We start from the raw sequence: 17,558 nt of genomic DNA on the forward strand, positions 1-17,558 counted from the left end.
AGGGGAGATCGCTAGCGTGTGGGGCGGTCTGAGACGGCTTTCAAGTCATCCATGCCGGTGCTGCCGCCGTTGACGTCCGCACGCGTGCTGGCCGTGCCTGCTGCCCTGGCGACGACGCGTGCGCCACTGCCGTCACCGCGGCAGGCTGCATCATCGACGAGAGGACTTAGCGACGCGCCGCCTTCGGCGCTTTCCGCGTCGGGGCCGGCGCTACCGCGGCAGGCGGCGCGGCCGGTGCGTACGCAACAACAATGTCGTTCTGTTTGAAAGTGTCCTCGGTCGCCGCGGTGGCGATGATGGCGCGCTTCTGCGCATCCCAGCCGATGAATTTGTCCCGGTAGGGATGGCGCAGCGAAGTGGGCTGCGAGGCGAGGAACTCCGGCATCTGGTTGGCGGCGACATTGCCGCGTATCGCGGCGAGCTTGACCAGCAGCATGCGGCGCAGGGTTTCGTAGTCGTTGAGGCGCCGGCGCCAGTTGGCTTTCGGGATGGCGACGAAAGCGAGCACGCGCCCGGTGCCGTTGTGGCCCAGCATCGACAACGCCGAGGCACTGTCGTGCAGCGGGTTCTCGCGTTCGACGAGTTCCGCGTAGCGCTGTCCGGCCGCGGCTTCCTCGCGCGGACCGGCGGCGAGGAAGTCGGCCATCGCGGTGTCGAGGCGTGCGCTGATGTTGATCGTGGCTTGCGGCAGGAAGGTCGCGCTGAAGGCGAGATCCTTGCCGCACGAACCGTTCGTCGGTTCACCGTGCACGCAGTTGCGCAGGCTTTGCCACAGGCCAGGTATTTCCCGGCGGAACGCGATCGAGGTGGTCTGGAAATGTTCGTAGGCGACCACGTCGAGGTTCGTTGCGGCTGTGCCCGGTGGCGCGAACACGGCGTCGACGGCGGCCTGCATCTGCTCGCGCTGCGCGGGCGTCGCGCGCTCGTGGAGTTCGACGAGCAGGCGCTGGCAGCGCTCGATCGACACGAAGCCGATGATCTTCGACAGCAGCCATTCCGGCTGCTCGGTCGCATGCCGCCACAGCGCGACATGTCGTACGAGTTCGGCGGCAACGTCCGGAATGCGTGCAGCATCGTTGGCTTCCAGTGCGAGCAGGTTGATGCTCAAGGCCGCGAGATCAGTGTCCGGCAGCGGGAAATCCAGCGACAGCAACGGCGCTTCCTGCCACAGCGGCAGCCCGAGCAGCACCTCGAAGCGTTGCAGGCGGACACGGTTGGCCTGGGCCAGACGCTGCAGCGCCGTGCGGTGCTGTGCCGCCCAGCCGATGCAGTCGGTCTCGCGCATGCTGCACAGTTGCCTGATGCCGTCGATGCGCTCGTCCGGCGCGACATGGGGAGTGGGATCGTTCGCGGCGTCTTCGAGCGGGTCGGGCTTGGCCTTGGGGTGATTGCCCGCACGCGCCAGATAGGCGTTCGCGCGACGCCGGCCGTAGGCGGCCGGATCGTCGTTCTCGGCCGCGCCGACGCCAAAAAGATACAACCAGGCGTTGTCCGCATCGGCCACTTCGCGTGCCGGCGGATTGCCCCAGCGCAGCGCGTCGGCATTCGGCGCCTCGTCGATGCGGTTCCAGACCAGCCAGGCGAGCGGCGGCAGGCAGAGCACGAGCACGATCCAGACCAGTGCACGCAGCAGGCGACGGCGAGGACGCTGCGGACGGAGCGAATAGCTTTTGCGGCGGGCGGGCATGAGCGGATTTTCCGGCAGCCAGTGCGGTGCGATGATGGCGTCGTGCGGTGGTATTTGTCCAAGCGGTCCGCGGGGGGGGCAGATTGTTTGGCCTTGTCGCCGCTGTCGCTGCACCGGCCCGATGCTCAGTAGCGAATGGCTTGCGACGGATTCTGCGGCGGGGGAGGCGCAGCGGATGCCGACGACGGCGCGTGGTGCGGAACGACGATGAAACCGTTCTCGAAACTATTTTCGACGGCCGCCGGTGCGGCGAATGCCCGTTGCCCCGGGCGCCACACGATGGACTTGCCGGGATACGGATGACGCAGCGCGTCCGGCTGCGCCGCGAGGAACTCCGGCATGTTGGCGGCAGGCACATGGCTACGCAGCGCGGCGAGCTTGATCAGCAGCATGCGACGCACCGTTTCCTGATCATTGAGCCGCTTGCGGTAGACGGGTTCGAGGACCGACTGGAGTGCCAGTCTCCGGCCAGCCGCGTTATAGATCGTCAGTGTGAGCGGCGCATCACCGCGCGAGGGATCTTCTCGGCCGACCCGCTCTGCCAGGCGCTCTGCAGCCGCGGGTTCATCGGCAGGAGAGGCCGCGAGAAAGTCGGCGGACGCGGTCACGATCCGTGCCACGATGTTGTCCGTTGCCTGCGGCAGATAGGTCGTGCTGGAGACGAGGTCGTTGCTGCACGAGCCATTTTTCGGCGTGCCGTGCATGCAGTTGCGCAGGCTTTGCCACAGGCTTGGTATTTCGCCGCGCAGCGTCACGGCGGTCATCTGGAAGCTGTCGTAGCCGACTACGTCGAGGTTCGTGGCGGCTGCGGTCGGTGCCGCGAAAACGCTGTCGATGGCCGGTTGCAGGGCTTCGCGCTGTGCGGGCTTGGCGTGTTCGTACAGCTCGACGAGCAGGCGCTGGTAGCGCTCCATGAACGTCCCGCCAAATGCCTTGGACAGCAGCCATTCCGCATCTTCCGACGCGCGCCGCCACAGGGCGGCGTGTCGCGCGATTTCCTCCGCGACCGCAGGAATTCGACGGCTATCGTTCGCGTCGAGCGCGAGCAGGTTGATCTTGAGCACGACGAGCTGCACCGACGGCGTGGGGAAATCCGACGACAGCAGCGGCGCTTCCTGCCACTGCGGCAAAGCGATCGCGGTGTCCAGCCGCTGCAGCCGCAGGCGGTTGGCGTCGGCCAGCCTTCCGAGCGCGGCGCGATGCGCCGCAGCCCAGCCGATGCAGTCGGGTCCGTGCGGCGGACACAGTTGCGCGATCCCGTCGATGCCTTCTACCGAGCCGACGTAGGGCATCGCGGCGTTGCGATCGTCCTCCAGCGGATCGGCCTTTGCCTGCGGATCACGGCGAGCCCGCGCGACATAGGCATCCACGCGTCGCCGTCCGTAGGCGATGGGATCGTCGTTCTCGGCAGCGCCTATGCCCAAAAGATACAACCACGCGTTTTGTGCGTCGGCCACGTCGCGCGTCGGCGGACTGCCCCAGCGCAGCGCGTCGGCATTCGGTGCTTCGTCGATACGATTCCAGACCAACCAGGCGAGCGGCGGCAGGCAGAGCACGAGCACGACCCCGGCCAGTACACGCAGCATGCGGCGGCGCGGACGCTGCGGACCCAGTGATGAGCTGTGCGGGCGGCCGGCCATGGTGGTTTCCTGCGAGCATGTCGCAGCGATGATGGCGCGATACGGCGGGATATGTCCAAGTGGCAATGACTTGGCCAATCCGTGCGTCGGTGTTCGGTCCACTGCATCCACTGACCGCCGCCACTCCATACGATCTGGCGCTGTTGCGGCGTGTGCCGCTTCTGCAGCACATCCAGCCTGCAACGGATCCGCACACTTTGACGCGCGAGGTCGACGAGCCGGGCAGACACATCGAGAAGGCGAAGCGTCGCAAGGACCAGTCACGTTCCACCGCAGGCATCGAATCGGGCTCGTCTTGCCGATGTCGTGCGTTGCGTATACTTGCGTGATGCCGGATGGTCCGGCACGGAGAACTGGCATGACGTTTTCGTTGTACGCGGCAACCGTTCCCTCGTATCTGCAGATGCTGCGCTCGATGTCGGCGCTGATCGACAAGGCCGATGCGTACTGCCGCGACAACGGCATCGCCGCCGAATCGTTCCTGCAGGCGCGGCTGGCCGAGGACATGCGGCCGTTCACCTATCAGATCAAATCCACGGCGGTGCATTCGCTGGGAGCGATCGAAGGCGTGCGCAACGGTAGCTTCAGCCCCGACAACACCCCGCCGCCGGAGACTTTCGATGCGTTGAAGCAGCGTCTGCACGAGACCGTGGCGGCGCTCGAAGCGATCAGCCCGGACGAAGTGAACGGGTTCGTTGGCCGCGACATGAAATTCGTCGCCGGCGAACGGCAGCTGGACTTCAGCGCCGAGAATTTCCTGCTGTCGTTCTCGCAGCCGAATTTCTATTTCCACGCGACGACCGCCTACGACATCCTGCGTTCGAAAGGCCTGCCGATCGGGAAGCGCGATTTCATGGGCATGCCGCGGATCAAGGCGGGCCATTGAGCCGCTCGTGCGCTGCGTGGTGCGCCGGTTGCAACGCCGCTGTGCGCGCTCCAACCGGCACCTTGAGCTTCGCGCGCGTGCAACCTGACGCTACGCGATGCGGCGGCGCGCCGTGCGCGCGCCGCCGGTAAATTCAGCTCAACCCTTCCGCAATCTCGAATGCGCAGCCGGTCTTGGCCTTGACGTCCTCGAGGCCCACGCCTTCGTGCAGTTCGATCAGGCGCAGGCCGCCGCCTTCCTTGACCTCGAACACGCACAGCTCGGTGATGATGAGATTGACGACTTTCTTGCCCGTCAGCGGCAGGACGCAGTCGGGCAGGATCTTCGGCGAACCGTCTTTCGCGGTGTGTTCCATGAGCACGACGACGCGCTTGACGCCGGAGACGAGGTCCATCGCACCGCCGGGACCCTTGACCATCTTGCCCGGTACCATCCAGTTGGCGAGGTCGCCGTTCTCGGAGACTTCGAGGCCGCCGAGAATCGACAGATCGATGTGGCCACCGCGGATCATCGCGAAGGAGTCGGCGCTGGAGAAGAAGCTCGAACCGGGGATCGCGGTGATGGTCTGCTTGCCGGCGTTGATCAGGTCGGCGTCGACATTGTCTTCGGTCGGGAACGGACCGATGCCGAGCAGGCCGTTTTCGGATTGCAGCGTGACATTGACGCCGGCCGGGATGTGATTGGCGACGAGCGTGGGGATGCCGATTCCCAGATTCACGCAGTAGCCGTCGCGCAGCTCCTTCGCGGCGCGTCGGGCCATCATGTCGCGTACGGGGTTTTCCGTGCGGTTGTCACCGCCGGTGACGGTGCGGAACTCGATGCGCTTTTCGTAGCTCCTGCCCTGCACGATGCGGTCGATGTAGATGCCAGGCGTGTGGATCTGGTCAGGCTCGAGTTCGCCGACCTCGACGAGTTCCTCGACTTCGGCGACGGTGACCTTGCCGCAGGTCGCGATCATCGGGTTGAAATTGCGTGCGGTCTTTCGATAGACGAGGTTGCCGAAGGTATCGCCCTTCCACGCCTTGACGATGGACACGTCGGCGGTGATCGCCGGTTCGAGCACGTATTCCTTGCCGTCGAATGCTTTGGTCTCGCGCTGCTCGGCGAGCTTGGTGCCGAAGGCCGTGCGCGTATAGAAGCCCGGGATGCCGGCGCCGCCGGCGCGCAGGCGTTCGGCGAGTGTGCCCTGCGGCGTGAGTTCGAGTTCCAGTTCGCCGGCCAGCACCTGGCGTTCGAACTCCTTGTTCTCGCCGACGTAGGAGGCGATGACTTTCCTGATCTGGCGCGTCTTGAGCAGCGGGCCCATGCCGAAGTCATCGACGCCGGCATTGTTGCCGACGATGGTCAGTCCCTTGGTGCCGGCGTCCTTGAGCGCCTGGATCAGGTTTTCCGGAATGCCACAGAGGCCGAAGCCGCCGGCGGCGAGGGTCATGTCGTCGAACAGCAGTCCGTCCAGGGCTTCGGCGGCGGAGTTGTAGACCTTTTTCACGGTACGTCCTTTTCGTCTGAATCGGGCGGTGATCCGCGTGCGCGCGCTGCCGAGGTGGCGGCGCGGTGGCGGGTAGGGATCGGCTGGTGAAACCCGGCGCGAGCGTAGTACGCCCGCGCGTGATCGCTCCATTGTACTTCCGGGAACGCTCCCTACGGATCCGAACGCAGGAGCGAGCCGAAGGTCAGGTAGAAGGAATTGTTGCCGCCCTCGGCGTGGCCGAAGCCGAGGAACAGCGGGCCGAGGAAGGTGTCGACGCCGAGGAATGCGCTGCCGGCGCCGATCAGATCGTCGTGGTTGATCGCCTCGCGCGAATCCCAGATGCCGCCGGCTTCGATACTGCCGCCGAGATAGACCGGCACCGAGATCAGCCGTGTCGCATCGGTCAGGCGCCGGTAGTAGACGACGCGGCCGAGCGCGATCTGGTTGGCCAGCAACTGGTTCTCGGTAAAACCCGACAGGTTGCCCAGCCCGCCCAGCGTGCCGAACGTCGACAGCAGTGCGCCGTCGCCGCCGGCCGAGTGCACGCGTGCGCCGAGCAGCCAGCGGTTGGGGCCGTGGGAGAAGGCGGTGTCCCAGCTCAGGCGCGAGACGTCCGACGTCGTCGTGGTGTCGACCCCGCCGACGAGAAATTCGTGCGACAGGTCCAGGCGCGTGCCGCGGCTCGGAAAGCCCGAGTCGTCGAGACTGTCGCGCGTCGCGCGCAGCATGATGCCGCCGTAGGTGTCGCTGATACTGCCCGGCAGATCCGGAGGGCCAACGCGGCGGCGCGCCTCGTCGTAGGCATACGACAGTGTGCTGGACAGTCGCCAGGTCGAGTTCGGCGTGTAACCCGCCTCGAGCGCGGCCGCGGAACGGCTGCGACGGTATTCGGCCAGCGCGTCGTTGGCTCTGGCGCTTTCCACGCCGAGCGGGAAGTTGTAGGCGCGGTAGTCGAGGTAGGGCGCGACGTAGAACTGCCCGGCATTGCCGAGCGGCTGGTAGAACTCGCTGTGCAGGCCGGTCACGCGACCCAGCTCGATGCGGTTGCGCGATTCGCCGCCGCGCTCGTTGAGACCGGTGAAGTTGACCTCGCCAATCAGCTGGTAGCTGTTGCGTCCGGCGAAATCGTCGGACAGGCGCAGGCCGAAGCGCAGGAAGTTCGGGCCCCAGCCCTTGTCGACCGGCTGCACGGCGAGGCCGGTCTGGCCGTCGCGCTGCTCCAGCTCATAGGTGATGCGCTCGTAGCTGCCGTCGCCGTAGGCCAGGCCGATGTGTTTCTCCAGCTGCTCGGTGTCGAGCGGTTTGCCGACCGTGCCGGACAGGCGCTGTTCGACGTACGCCGCCGTGCGGCTGCGTCCGCGCAGCACGTCGAGGAAAGCAATCAGCGGCGGATCGAACGCGCGCCGCTGGTGACGCGTCTGGAACGCGGCATATTCACTCTCGCTGACGCTGTAGCGCCGCAGCGCGGCAATTTCGGCCTCGGCCGCGCGCTCGCCGGCGGCGACGGCTTCCCCGGCGCGGTGGAACTCGGCGCTGGTCATGTCGCCCATGTCGGGCACGAGTAGCAGGTCGTTCGCGGCATCGAGCGTGGACTGCTGAAGATCGGTCTCACGCTTCATCAGTGTCGACAGCATCTGGTTGGCGATGCTGAACGGTGAATTGAGCTTGTCCTCGTCGAGCAGCGGCTCCCCGACGTTGACCACGATCAGGCGCGTGCCGCCGATCTCGCGCGCGATGTCGATGGGTACATTGTCCACAATGCCGCCATCGACCATGAGTCGGCCGCGGTAGCGGATCGGGGCGAAGGCGCCGGGCACCGACATCGACGCGCGGATGGCCATGGCCAGATCACCGTCGCTGAAAACCACTTTCTCGCCGTTGCCGATATCCGTCGCGACTGAGCGGAACGGGATCGGCAGCTGGTCGAAGTCGGGCAGTTGTGCCGTCGACAGCAGCAGGCGGCGCAGCAGCAACTGCAGCTTCTGTCCCTGTACCAGGCCGCGCGGCAGCGCGATGCTGCCGTCCTTCAGGCCCAGTTCGATGCCGCCGAGGAAGCGCAGTTCGTCTTCCTTGCGCCGCATCGGCAGTTCCTCGCGCGAGGGGTCGTCGCGGAACATGTCCTTCCAGTCGATGCCCTCGAGCACCACCTCGACCGCCGCGGCATCGTAGCCGGCGGCATAGAGGCCGCCGGCGATCGCGCCCATCGAGGTGCCGGTGATGCAATCGATCGGGATGCGCTCGCGCTCGAGCACCTTGAGTACGCCGATGTGCGCCGCGCCGCGCGCACCGCCACCGCCGAGCACGAGGCAGGTCTTGGCTAGCGCCGGCAACGGCAGGGCGAGCAGCAAGAGAATGGGAAGTCGTCGTAAAAATCTCATGAAACCGGGCCTTTGGGCGGATCTGTATAGGTCTTGCGGCTTATCGTTGACGTATTGTTGCTCGGCGTCCGGCTGCATGCCATGGACCGGACATTGTGCGAATTTACGAAGATTGTGCCTGCCGGTGCCCAGCCCGATGACGGCCGCACCGGTGGCTGCAGATGCGGTGGCAACGCGCCTCTCCTCCGGGAATCGCGCTGCCGCATGATGGTGGCTGCGCCGCTACGGCAAACAGGGAACCGTGACTGCGGAGTCGCATTTGTTGCGTTTCTCCTCTTTTCCACTTGCTGGGGGTTCCATGCGTAAGCCAATCACCGCGGCAATTCTAGCCGCGCTCGTGGGCGCGGCCGGTGTTGCCGGCCTGCCTTTCCCTGTCGTCCACGCCGCTGCGGCGTCCGCCGCCGTCGATCCCGAAGCGGACATGCTGTTCCTGGCGCGGCCCTTCGATACCCAGCGCGACACGATGCGCGCCGCCGCGCCGTTCACGCTGCAGTCGCCGGCCGGTGCGTCGCTGCAGCTGATCCAGTTCAATGGACCCGTGCGGCAAGGCTGGCTGGACCAGCTCAGCGCACGCGGCATCCGTCCGCTGCAATACATCGCGAGCAACGGCTACATCGTCTGGGCCGACAGCGCCGGCCGCAACGAACTGGAAAACCTGCGCAACAGCACGGACTGGCTGCAGTTTTCCTCGCCGTTCCACGGCTACCTCAAGGTCGAGCCACGCCTGGCCGCGCGCGTCGAAGGCGGGGCCGGCAACGAGGAAGTCGACGTAACGGTGCAGATGTACCGGCATGACGGCGCTTCCGACACCCAGAAGTTCATCGCTGCGCGCGCGCGTCTGGCACCCGGTTCGCTGGGGCCGGTCGGCAACGGCAAGCTGGACCTGAACTGGTATCCGGTGCTGGCGTTCCAGAACATCAAGCTGCGCGTGCGCGTGTCGGACATCGCCGCGATCGCCGAGCGCGCGGACGTCGTCGCGGTGCTGCCGCAGAACGTGTTCCGCCGCTTCGACGAGAAGCAGAGCGTCATCATGACCGGCCAGATCCCGCCACCGGCCCCCGCGCCAGCACCGAACTACATCGCCTGGCTCACCGCGCGCGGGTTCAGCACGGACCACACCGAGTATCCGATCGTCGATGTGACCGACAGCCCGATCCATGAGGGCGGCACGGGTGTGACCGCGGTCAACACGGCCGACCAGATGCTGCACGTCGGCGGCAGCGCGGCGGCGGCCAGCCGCGTCGTCTATTTCAACAACTGTTCCAGCTCGGCCACGACCTCGGTCGGCGCGGTCGACGGGCACGGCGCGCTCAACGCCGGCATCGTCGCGGGCTACGACGTGACTGCGAGCGCGCCGAACCGCGATGCGGACGGCTATCAGCTCGGCATCGGCATCAACCCGTTCGGGCGCGTGGCGAGCACGGCGATCTTCGTGCCGGGCTACAGCATCACGGCCTGCGGCGGTACCGATGCCGGCGTGATCAGGAGCATCTACACTAAGGGCACGCGCATCAACACGAACTCGTGGGGTGCGACAATCCCGCCGACCGTCTACGACGATTCGGACCAGGCTTACGACATCGGTACGCGCGATGCCGACCTGACCGTCGCGGGCAACCAGGAAATGATCCAGCTGTTCGCCGCCGCCAACGACGGCCCTGGACCGGCGAGCGTGTCCTCTCCGGGCGCGGGTAAGAATGTCATCACGGTCGGCGCCTCGGAAAATGTGCGCCCGGGCTGGACCGACGGCTGCAATTCCGGTCCGACCGATGCCGACAACGCGATGGACGTGGCGGACTTCTCCAGCCGCGGTCCGGCACCGGGTCAGCGCGCCAAACCTGAAGTGATCGCGCCGGGTACGCACATCCAGGCGCGCGCGAGCCTGTTCTCGGGCTACAACGGCAACGGCGTCTGTGACCAATACTATCCGCCGGCGCAGACCCTGTTCGCGGCGTCATCGGGCACCAGCCATTCGACCCCGGCCGTCGCCGGTGCGGCGTCGCTGTCGTACTGGTGGATCGAACGCGGCGGCGTCGGCGCGGCCGCCGGCACCATCGACGAAGTCGGCGGTTCGCGCGCGCCGAGTCCGGCGCTCATGAAGACCTGGCTGATCGGTCATCCGATCTATCTGACCGGTGCGGACGCCAACGACAACCTGCCGAGCAACGACCAGGGTTATGGCATGCCGAATCTGTCGCTGATGTTCGACGCGACGCCGAAGGTGCTGGTCGACCAGAGCACGACGCTGGACAACACGGCCGATTTCTACGAGATCACCGTGGGCGTGGCCGATCCGACCAAGCCGGTGCGCGTGGCGATGGCGTATACCGACGCGCCGGGCGCGCTGAACTCGTCGGCACCGCAGGTCAACAATCTCGATCTGCGCGTGGGCAACGGCGCCAGCACCTACCTCGGCAACGTGTTCACGAGCCAGTGGAGCACGAGCGGCGGCGTGGCTGATTCGAGGAACAACTACGAAGCGGTGTTCCTGCCGGCCGGCACCACCGGCGACCTGACGATCCGCGTGACCGGCACGGGCATCGGCGGCGACGGCGTACCGAACACGGGCGACGCAACCGATCAGGATTTCGCGATCACCTGCTACAACTGCTCGCGCGCGCCTTCCTTCACCCTGAGCGCAACGACACCGGAGGCGCGGGTCTGCGCCGGCGGCACGTTCAGCTCGCCGGTCAACGTCGGTCAGATCACCGGCTTCACCACGCCGGTCAGCCTCAGCGTCAGCGGCGCTCCGCCGAGTGCCACCGCCGCGATCGCGCCGACGACGGTGACGCCGCCGGGTACGGCGACGTTCAACCTGACCAATACCGCCGCGGTGCCCGCGGGCAGCTATACGACCACGGTCACCGGCGTGGCGGGCGCCATCACGAAGAGCTTCGACTTCGACATCGCCGTCGACACGGTCACGCCGGCCGCGCCGGCACTGATCACGCCGGCCAACGGAGCCAGCAATCTGCCGGCCAGTCCCACGCTGACCTGGAATGCCGTGGCGCAAGCGGCGACGTATACCGTCATCGTGTCGCGCTCGCCGGACTTCTCGACCGTGTTCGCGACCACGACCACGGACCAGACCAGTTGGACGGTGTCGCCGGAACTGCCGGGCGGCCAGCGCTTCTACTGGCGCGTGTTCGCCTCGAACAGCTGTGGCACGGGCGGCACGCTGCCGCCGGTCGACCGCATTTTCGCGAACGACTTCCAGACCTCGGTCATCATCGGCAACAACTTCACGACCCAGCCGCTGCCGGGCGACTGTGCGGTCGACAGCACGTCGACGACGGTCTTCACCGACGACATGGAAACCAGCGACAACGGCTGGACCCATTCGGGTATCAACAGTACCGATTCGTGGGTGCGCGCCGCAGCCAATGCGCACGGCGGTACACGCGCGTGGCAGGCGAACAACTTCGCGGTGGTCAATGATCAGGCCCTGGTGTCGCCGGCGATCAACGTGCCGGGCGGGTTGAGCAACCTGACCCTGACGTTCTGGAACCGGCAGTCGATCGAGGCCGCGAGCGCGGGTTGCTTCGACGGCGCGATTCTCGAGAGCTCCAGCGACAACGGCACGACCTGGACCCAGGTCACGACGGGTCTGCTGACCGATCCGTACGACGGTCTTGTCACCGCGCAGTACAACAACCCACTCGCCAACAAGCAGGCCTGGTGCGCGGAGGGTGCGCCGTATCTGAAGTCCGTCGTCGACATCCAGTCGCTGGCGGGCCAGAGTGTCAAGTTCCGCTTCCGTCTCGGCAACGATTCGTCGGTCGCCGAGCCGAATCCGGCCTGGGCCATCGATGACGTAAGCGTAAGGGGCTGCACGCCGTAAGCAAGCCGATGGCGCCGCCGTGAGGCGGTGCCATCGATCGCGATTGCTCACTGACACGGCCGCGAAAGCGGCCGTGTCGTTTTCCGCGCGGACGCCAGGCGCGTGATGGATTCTCCGGTTGGCTTTGTCGTGAAATAGCTGCTTGTGCTTGCCTCCGATGACCGGTCCAACTTCGGCCGATATCGTGGGACGATCTTCCGGCGTGGCGCGAATTCGCCGTTCCTGATCGCCGAGGTCAAAATGAAGAGAATGCCGATCCGCAAGATTCTGTCGGTGGTCGCGGCAGCGTCCATCGCCGCTGCCATGATTCAACCCGCCGCAGGCGCCGAGCCCATCCTGAGCGCACGTTGGGATGACGCTTCCGGAAATGTGTTCAGGTCAGGGACGACGGATCATCCTGGGCATGTGGAGGCCGACGCCGACGGAGTCGGTTTCTATCGGCTCGACCGGGTGGTCGACGGAAGCTCCGGCATCCGCACCAGCGTTGACATCGCCGACACGCAGGCGCGATGGCTGGAGATATCCTTCGAGGTTCGTGGAGAAGACGCCAGAGGTATCGCGGGGCTCGGCTACCGCGTGCTCGGAAACGATTCCCGCGTCGTTCTGGAATCCGACTTCGACTATCCGCCTTGCCCCAAGCAACGGGAAATTTGGGCGCAGTGTCGTACCTATGTGCCTGTCCCGCGAGAAGCGCGCACGCTGGATGTCTTCCTGAGTGCACCGTTCGGGTCAAGCCTCGACGTTCGGTCCGTCGAGGTCTCGGCGGTTGCGCAGGATCTGGTGCGGCCGGCAGCCGCCGGCACTAGGGCGGAAATCGAAAGAATCCTCGGCGAATTCAGGTCCCGCTACTTTCGGGCGGACGCAGTCGACTGGGCGCATGTCCGCAAGACATGTGAGCCTGACGCATTTCCGTACACATACGATCCGACCGTTCCATTCGCCAAATGTCTCGTCCGGAATCTTCCGGACAATGCCCACAGTCGGGTCTACCGAAAGGCTGCCGTGCCATCCGGCTCCGGAATTTCCTCGCGTTCGCACGACGTCAGGCAGCTGGAGTCCGGCATCGGGTACGCGAGGCTGGCCGCGGCTGCGGTCGATCTGGGCGCCGAAAGCGATCGATATGCACAGGCGGCAGGCAGCGCGATCTCGACGCTTGTTTCGCGGGACGTGTCGCGTTGGATCGTCGATCTGAGAGGGAATGGCGGCGGCAACGTCTACGCGATGCTCGCCGCGGTTGCTCCGCTCATTGGTCCTGGACGTAAGCCGGTCGCTTACTGGGAGCACGCCGGCGGCACGAAGACTCCCGTCAGGCTGACGTCTGAAGGTGCCGAGGAAGGCGGCACTCTCCGCGTCGCCGTGAGCGGACTGAAACACCCGGCGAGGCATACGCGGGTCGTCGTGCTTGTGGACAAAGGCTGCGTAAGCTCGTGCGAAATCCTGGCGATGATCCTCGAGTCCCGCAAATACGTAACGTTGATTGGCGAGCGCACTGGCGGTCTGAACACATCCAACGACGAATTCGATCTGAACGATCCGTACAAGGTCGCGTTCACCACCGCCTACGTGAATGACGCACTTGGCCGGCGCAGGTATCCGGACATCGCTCCCGCGATAGCGCACTCCGGCGACGACGCATCGTGGATATCCGCGGCCGAAGCGCGTCTCAGGGAGTGAACTCGTATTCGCAGCAACGTCGAGCTCAGCGCCACTCGTACTGCCAGCGCAGTTCGACGCGGCGCGGATCGCCGAGGCGGTAGCGGGTTTCCTGGCGGCGGTCGTTGTAGCGGAAGTCGACGCGGTCGAGATACAGCGCGTCGGTCGCATTGGTGACCGCGAGCGAGAAATCCGCGTCGTCGAGACGATAGCCGATGCGCAGGTCGGCCAGGCTGTAGGCGGGGCGGCGGTTGCCGGGGTTGATGTCCAGCGTCGTTTCCGCCGCGGCGGTGTGGTACGCGTCGAGCGTACCGTACCAGCCCTGCGCGGCGCCGTAGCGCAGGCCGAGCAGCGCGGTGTACTTCGGCGCGCCGGGCAGGCGCGGCGTCGGATCTTCGTTGTAGTAGCGGTAGTAGTCGTAGCGTGCGTTGAGCGCGCCCAGGCCCAGTGTCGCCTGCCAGCGTTCGCTCAGGCGCGCGTCGAGTTCGAGCTCGGCGCCGTATACGCGCCCGCGTGCGCCGATGTTATTTGTCACGTAGTGGAAACGTTCACGAATCAGCGTGCGGAACAGGGCGACGCGCGCCTTGAGCCGCTGCGCCAGCCACTCTGACTGCCAGGCGAGCTGGGTGGAGTCGTCGCGCTCGGCCGGCTGGATGAATTCCGGACGCACGCCGGCGCTGCTGCGGATGCCGCGGCCGTGGCTCAGGCTGAGCCTCTGCGTATCGGTGACGGACCAGTTGGCAACGACGAGAGGCACCGGTGTGCTGGTGTCGACGCGGCCGTATTGCCGGAACTGCAGCAGCGATTCGCGATCGGCGCAGACGCCGGGGCGTGGCAGCAGCTCTGCTTCGACGTTGCAGGCCACGCTGACGTAGTTCTGCTGCGCCTTTTCCTCGACCTGGCGCAGACCGGCGCCGACGCTGAAGTCTTCGCCCCAGTGGCGACCGACCCAGACCCAGCCGCTGCGCGTGCGGAAATCCATGTCCTGGCGGTTGTCGCCGATGCGGCGGAAGCCCGCGACCCAGACCGACTCGAGGTCGGCGAACGACACGGCACTGAATTCGATGCCGCTGGCCATCTCCCAGTGGTCGCCGGTGTAGCGGCCGCTGAGGCCGACGGCACGGCGGCGTTCGTTGTTCAGATCGCCGCTGGGGCCGAAGCCCGACCCCAGCCACAGCCCTTCCTGGCGCGCGAGCGTGCTGTTCGCAGTGAGGCGCAGGTTCCAGGTGTCGTTGCCGTATTGCAGATTGAGCGCCGAGCCCAGCGCCTGCGTCTGCGTACGCGCGGTATCGCGCGCGTAGCTGTTGCGGTCCTTCGACAGCGGAAAGGGGAACTCGCCGGCCGCGGTGTACAGCGCCGGATCGTCGCCGGACACGGCCAACAGCGCGAATTCCATGCTGAACCCCGGCAGCCAGTCGGGCACCAGGTTGAGTTTCGTGTACAAATTATCGACGACGCGCTCGTCGCGGTTGGCTTCGGGCACGTAGACCTCGTGCACGTAGTCGGGCATGACGCGGCGTTCCAGCGCGACGCGCAGGCCGCTCTCGCTGCCGTCGAAGCGTGTCGACCAGGCTGTCGACCCGCGCAGTGCGCCGTCGTTGCCGATGCCGGCGCTGACGCGCAGGCTGGGCGATTCCGACGGCGCGGCCGTGTACAGGTCCAGCGCACCGGCGGTCGCGTTGCCGCCGCGCTCGAAGCTGCGCGGGCCGCGCTGCAACTGCATGCCGTTGAGGCCTTCGACCGGCACCATGTCGCCTTCGATCAGGCTGGTACCCAGGTCGATGCCATCCAGGCGCACGCTCAGACCGCTGAACTGGTCGAGATCGCGTTCCTGCCCGCGTATAGCGAGGCTCGCACCGCTGGCGTAGACGTTCGGGGCGTAGCGGCCGATCTGGCTCAGGCTCAGCAGCGGCGAGGCGACCAGGCGCTCCTGTTCGACCCGGGTCACGCTCATCGCCTCGTGCACCATGGTGCTGATCGGCGGCGTCGCCGCAGTAACCGGTGCCAGCGACGGCAGCGGCGTATCTTCGATCGTCAGCGCGGCCAGGTTGACGCTTTCGCCCGGCGCTGCCGTAACGATCTCGATGGCGCCGTCGCTGCGCCGGTGCCAGGCCAGACCTGCAGGCGAGAGCAGGTGGTCGAGCGCCTGCGACAAGGTCGCGCGCAGCCGGCCGCGCGCGCATTCGGCGCTGGCGACGCGATCGGAGCGGTCGACGATCGGGACGTTGGCGAGCAGGGCGAGCTGCTCCAGGCAGCCCAGCAACGGGCCGTTGTCCAGCCGGATGTCGTAGACCGGTTCGACCTCGCCGGCGGCGAGCAGAGCTAGCGGAAAGACAGCGGCGAGCAGGCCGGCGAGGCGGGCCGGCCTCATTGCATGACGTAGGCGACGCGGGGAATGTGACGCAGGCTCAGCTGCGAAGTCTGCGCCAGGGCGCGCAGGGCGGCGGCCGGATCGTCCAGCGGCAGCGTGGCCGTGATCGGCATCGCGGCGCGGCTGTCGTCGGCGAGCACGATGCGCTCGGGCAGGTAGCGGTCGAGTTCGGCCAGCACCTTGGCCAACGGCATCTGTTCGACGCTCAGGACGCCGCGGGTCCAGCCGTCGTTCGACGCCAGTGCAGCGACACGTGCATCGACCTCGCGGGTTCCGACGAAGGCCTGCTGCCCGGCGCGAAGCTCCACCGGCTCGCCGTTGGCGGTGCTGACCCGCACGATGCCTTCGTGTACGCCGACCTCGGTGCCGAGGTCGCCGCGGTCGACGACGAAGCGCGTGCCGACGGCCATGGCGTCCACACCGCCGCTGAGCACGTGCAGTGGCCGGTTCGGATCCTTGGCTACGGCAATCGCGAGGCGGCCGCGCAACAGTTCGATATCGCGCCGGTCGCTGCCGATGCGCACGCGCACGGCGCTGTCGGTGTCGAGTTCCAGCACCGAGCCATCGGCGAGCGCCTGCGTCTGCGGCTTGCCGATGCCGGTGTAAAGATCACTGTTCCAGTTCTGCCAGCTGGGCGCGATACGCGGCCCGGCCAGCAGCGCGAACACGAGCAGCAGCGGCGCGCCCGCGCCAAGACTCCAGCGCAACCAGGGGCGGCTCGTGCGCGTCGCGCGCGGCGCGGCAGCGACCGGATCGTTGGCGGCAGGGCTCTGTTCCAGCGCGAAGGCCGCTGCGCAGATGTCTGCATAGGCCAGTCGGTGGTGCGCGTTCTGCGCCAGCCAGTGGTCCAGCGCGCGGCTTTCTTCGGCCGACAAGTCCCTTCCGCTGGCAATGGCGTGCCACCGGGCGGCTTGTTGCAGCAGGGATTCGGTCGAGTTCATAGGCATGTTCCCGGCTGAGACGCGCGAGTGCGGGTTTGCCCCCAACGGCGGGAGCGGACTGGGCGGCCTGCCATGGCCGGAGTCATTGCCGGCGCCTGCCGGTCAGGGCCGCGCCGAGCTGGGCCAGTGCGCGGGTCAGGTGGTTCTCGACCGTCTTGGGTTGCAGGTTCAGCCGGTCGGCGATCTCTTTCTGGGTATGGCCGTGGATGCGCGCGAGCACGAGCACGTCGCGCGCGCGGGGCGTCAGCGTGTTCAGCGCCGCGCTGACCCGGGCTACGTCTTCCTGGACGGTCGCGATGTGGTCGGCGCCCGGCGCATGGCCGTCGTCGAAGTCGCCCTCGATCGCGTGCGCGTCGCTGACCATGCGCCGACGCAGCTGGTCGCGGGCGAGGTTGGTCGCGACGTGGAACAGGAACGCGCGCGGCTTGGCCACGGCTTCGCGCCTGGCCTGGGCAATCAGGCGCATGCCGGCCTCCTGGGCGAGGTCCTCGGCCTGGCCATGATCGGCGCAGAGCCGGCGCAGATAGGCCACCAGCTCGCCGTAGCAACTGGCGTAGAGCTCGGCGATGGCTTGGGCGTCTGCATCCGGCGCGGAACGGGTCGGGAGTGAATTCATGCCTGCCGGCCGCCGCCGGCAGCGCAGGGAGTCGGGCCGTGCCGGCGCGGGCCGGACGGGGCGAAAGCCATCGT

Annotated in this window: 10 protein-coding genes and 1 pseudogene; 3 read left to right on the forward strand and 8 right to left on the reverse strand. The window is 66.9% G+C overall.

Features of this window, described 5'->3' with window-relative positions; genetic code table 11:
* Window positions 1-166: 166 nt before the first annotated feature.
* A complete protein-coding gene (locus RUU78_RS18725; RefSeq protein WP_313919056.1) occupies window positions 167-1,687 on the reverse strand; it encodes a hypothetical protein in 1,521 nt (506 codons plus the stop codon).
* A 125-nt stretch (window positions 1,688-1,812) separates the two neighbouring features.
* Entirely contained in the window at window positions 1,813-3,327 is a 1,515-nt protein-coding gene (locus tag RUU78_RS18730) for a hypothetical protein (RefSeq protein ID WP_313919058.1), read from the reverse strand.
* A gap of 358 nt (window positions 3,328-3,685) precedes the next feature.
* Between RUU78_RS18730 and RUU78_RS18735 the strand changes: the two genes are divergently transcribed.
* Window positions 3,686-4,213 carry a DUF1993 domain-containing protein gene (locus tag RUU78_RS18735; protein WP_313919060.1) on the forward strand — a complete coding sequence of 176 codons (528 nt, stop codon included), beginning with the start codon at window positions 3,686-3,688 and terminating at the stop codon, window positions 4,211-4,213.
* A gap of 133 nt (window positions 4,214-4,346) precedes the next feature.
* Here the strand turns inward: RUU78_RS18735 and RUU78_RS18740 are convergent, their stop codons facing one another.
* From RUU78_RS18740 to RUU78_RS18750, 3 genes and pseudogenes are all read right to left on the reverse strand, one after another.
* The gene (locus RUU78_RS18740; RefSeq protein WP_313919175.1) at window positions 4,347-4,976 is read right to left on the reverse strand and encodes a 3-oxoacid CoA-transferase subunit B; all 630 of its coding nucleotides are present in this window, start codon (window positions 4,974-4,976) and stop codon (window positions 4,347-4,349) included.
* 90 nt (window positions 4,977-5,066) lie between these two features.
* Window positions 5,067-5,834 (reverse strand): annotated as a pseudogene (locus RUU78_RS18745) (CoA transferase subunit A); the annotation flags it as partial.
* 20 nt (window positions 5,835-5,854) lie between these two features.
* Complete coding sequence (locus RUU78_RS18750) at window positions 5,855-8,062, reverse strand: patatin-like phospholipase family protein (RefSeq protein WP_313919062.1); 2,208 nt, start codon at window positions 8,060-8,062, stop codon at window positions 5,855-5,857.
* Window positions 8,063-8,360: 298 nt separating this feature from the next.
* On the opposite strand from RUU78_RS18750, the gene RUU78_RS18755 reads away from it, so the two are divergent.
* Window positions 8,361-11,903 carry a S8 family serine peptidase gene (locus tag RUU78_RS18755; RefSeq protein ID WP_313919063.1) on the forward strand — a complete coding sequence of 1,181 codons (3,543 nt, stop codon included), beginning with the start codon at window positions 8,361-8,363 and terminating at the stop codon, window positions 11,901-11,903.
* Window positions 11,904-12,047: 144 nt separating this feature from the next.
* Window positions 12,048-13,577: a S41 family peptidase gene (locus RUU78_RS18760; RefSeq protein WP_313919064.1), complete on the forward strand. Its 1,530-nt coding sequence runs from the start codon at window positions 12,048-12,050 to the stop codon at window positions 13,575-13,577.
* A 25-nt stretch (window positions 13,578-13,602) separates the two neighbouring features.
* On the opposite strand, the gene RUU78_RS18765 is transcribed toward RUU78_RS18760, so the two are convergent.
* The 3 genes from RUU78_RS18765 to RUU78_RS18775 form a co-directional block, all read right to left on the reverse strand.
* Window positions 13,603-15,927 (reverse strand): TonB-dependent receptor plug domain-containing protein, encoded by a 2,325-nt coding sequence (locus RUU78_RS18765; protein WP_313919065.1) that lies wholly within the window; start codon window positions 15,925-15,927, stop codon window positions 13,603-13,605.
* Window positions 15,924-16,868, reverse strand: a complete 945-nt coding sequence (locus tag RUU78_RS18770) for a FecR domain-containing protein (protein ID WP_313919066.1) — start codon at window positions 16,866-16,868, stop codon at window positions 15,924-15,926. The genes RUU78_RS18765 and RUU78_RS18770 overlap by 4 nt, the downstream gene beginning before the upstream one ends.
* A gap of 82 nt (window positions 16,869-16,950) precedes the next feature.
* Window positions 16,951-17,484, reverse strand: a complete 534-nt coding sequence (locus RUU78_RS18775) for a sigma-70 family RNA polymerase sigma factor (RefSeq protein ID WP_313919068.1) — start codon at window positions 17,482-17,484, stop codon at window positions 16,951-16,953.
* Window positions 17,485-17,558 lie beyond the last annotated feature (74 nt).

Source organism: Tahibacter sp. (assembly GCF_032229445.1).
Lineage (GTDB): Bacteria > Pseudomonadota > Gammaproteobacteria > Xanthomonadales > Rhodanobacteraceae > Tahibacter.